This window comes from Aequorivita flava (assembly GCF_038742595.1).
Taxonomy (GTDB): Bacteria; Bacteroidota; Bacteroidia; order Flavobacteriales; family Flavobacteriaceae; genus Aequorivita; species Aequorivita marisscotiae.
This window is the reverse complement of sequence record NZ_JBANCF010000033.1, coordinates 1-2,100: the sequence shown is the minus strand read 5'-3', so window position 1 is coordinate 2,100 and position 2,100 is coordinate 1. Positions and strand designations below refer to the sequence as shown.

The following is a 2,100-nucleotide window of genomic DNA, read 5'->3' as shown; positions in this document are numbered from 1 at the left end:
TAATTTCTATTTATCGTTTTAGGGTAAAATGTCCTTTGAATTCCTTTGGGATCTCGTTCTCGGTGTACTCCACTCGGAACCAGTAATCGCTCGATGGCATGGGCCTGCCCCCGAAGGTACCGTCCCAGCCCTGGCCCAACGGGCTGAGCTGCTTGAGCAGTTTTCCGAAGCGGTCAAAGATATATATTTTTGCCGTAGGGTCGCCACTGGCTATGCCGATGATGTTCCAGGTGTCGTGGTAGCCGTCCCCGTTGGGGGTAAAGTACAGCGGGTAGTCTATGACCCCCACATCGAAGGTCACGCTGCCACAGCCGTTGGCATCACGGATGGTTATCGTATGGTTGCCCGGGGACACGTCCTCGAATATGTTGCTGTCCTGGAAGGGGCCGTCGTCCAATTGGTACTGGTAGGTCCCCTGCCCGGTGGCGGTCACCTCGATGGTGTGGTCCTCCGCAAAGGCGCCGTTCACAAGGACCGCCCCATAGGTCTCGGGCGGCGAGGAAACGATCACCGTGGTGGTGGCCGTGCTCTGGCAGCCAGAGGACAGTTCGGTGATGGTCACCGTATAGGTGCCCGGTACCAGCGCTATGATCGATGGGCCCGTCTGCCCCGCGACGATCACCCCGTCAAGCTCCCATTGGAAGGTAAAGAGCGCCGGGTCAAGGCCCGTGTCTATGACCGGTGGCGAGGGCCCGCCCTCCTCAGCCGCTATCGGGTTGCCGTTCCCGTCCACGCAGAGACGGTATTGGTCGGCCAGCACCACATCGGGAAGCTGCTCTACCTTCAATATCATTTCCACTACAGAATAACAGCTCGGCTCATAGATGTTCGTCTGGTTGGTCACGCGCACATAAATGCGCTGCGGGTTGATGATGTTCACGTACGGGAACACAATGGCCCCCGTGCCCGCCTCAGCGCCCTCCAATGTCTCGTGGAAGGTAATGCCGAAGTCCGCCGGGTCCTGCCCAGCCAAGATCCCCGCGCGAAGGTCAACGACCTGTTGGTCGCTCATATCTTCCAGGTCAAACTCAGCAAAGCCGTCGCTGGGCATCAGGTTGTCGCATATCACAAAGGGTTCCGCAGGCGCTACCGCAACGGCTCCCGGCTGGACGATCAACTCAAAGCTCTGCACCCCGCCGATATAGCATCCGGTCTCGGTATTGGTGATGCCCGTGAAGATGGTCTGTGGGTTTATCGGGTTGTTGCCCGCATCCATATTGCGGTGGCCCGTAACATTGGTGATGGCATTGGTGCTGTTCTCAGCATCGATCGCGGTCAGGTAAAAGCTCACCTCCATCGGCGGGGCCGGCTGGCCGCCCAATATCTCGCCGATCTTGGTGGTAAGGTCAAAGACCCCTATCTCGGTGCCATCGGTCGAACAGTACACATAAGGTTCCACTGTCGCACTGTCGTCCGGCAATGGCTCCACAATCAATTCCAGTTCCACTATCTCAAAACAGCCTGTCGTAGGGCTCGTGGCGCGTACGTACACAACCTGTGGATTGCCCGTGTTCTGGTAGGCGGTAACATCCGCTGCCGGAATGGCATCCGTTTGCGTTACCGCATCGCCATAGCTCTCATAATAATCCAGGGTCCAGTTGTTCCCGTTGCGTATCTGTGCCTCGCGGACCGTAAGGTCGAACAGCTCCACTTCGTCATAGGGCCCCGGGGGTACTATTACATTATAGTCGCACAGTACAATAGGGTCCGGCGTTACCGGGTTCGGATTGCTGATCACCCTTATGGTAAGGGTGGTAAAGGAAACACAGGCACTGTTGCCGTCCTCCACGCGTACGTAAAGCACCTGCGGATTAACAGGGTTGCCATTGGGGTCCACATTCACATAAGCGGTATCGGGATCGATACGGTTTTCGTTGTTTTGCGCGTCTTCTTCGGTTAAAAAGTAGGTTACGCCCTGGGTAAGCACGCCGTTGGTTATCTCCGAGTTTTTCTGGGTAAGATCAAAAGCAGTCATCCCATCGTTTTCCTCACCTAAATCATCACATAACTCCAATGGCGTGGGATCGGTTATCGGAAGGCCACTGTTCACCACCAGGTCAAAGCTTCCAACGGCATAGCATTCCGTAGCGTTGTCGTCCA

1 protein-coding gene is annotated in these 2,100 nt (G+C 56.3%); it reads right to left on the bottom strand.

What is annotated here, in order from left to right:
- Nucleotides 1-10 precede the first annotated feature (10 nt).
- Nucleotides 11-2,100: T9SS type B sorting domain-containing protein (locus tag VZD24_RS15170; RefSeq protein WP_342688106.1), on the bottom strand; the 2,090-nt coding region annotated here is incomplete at its 5' end.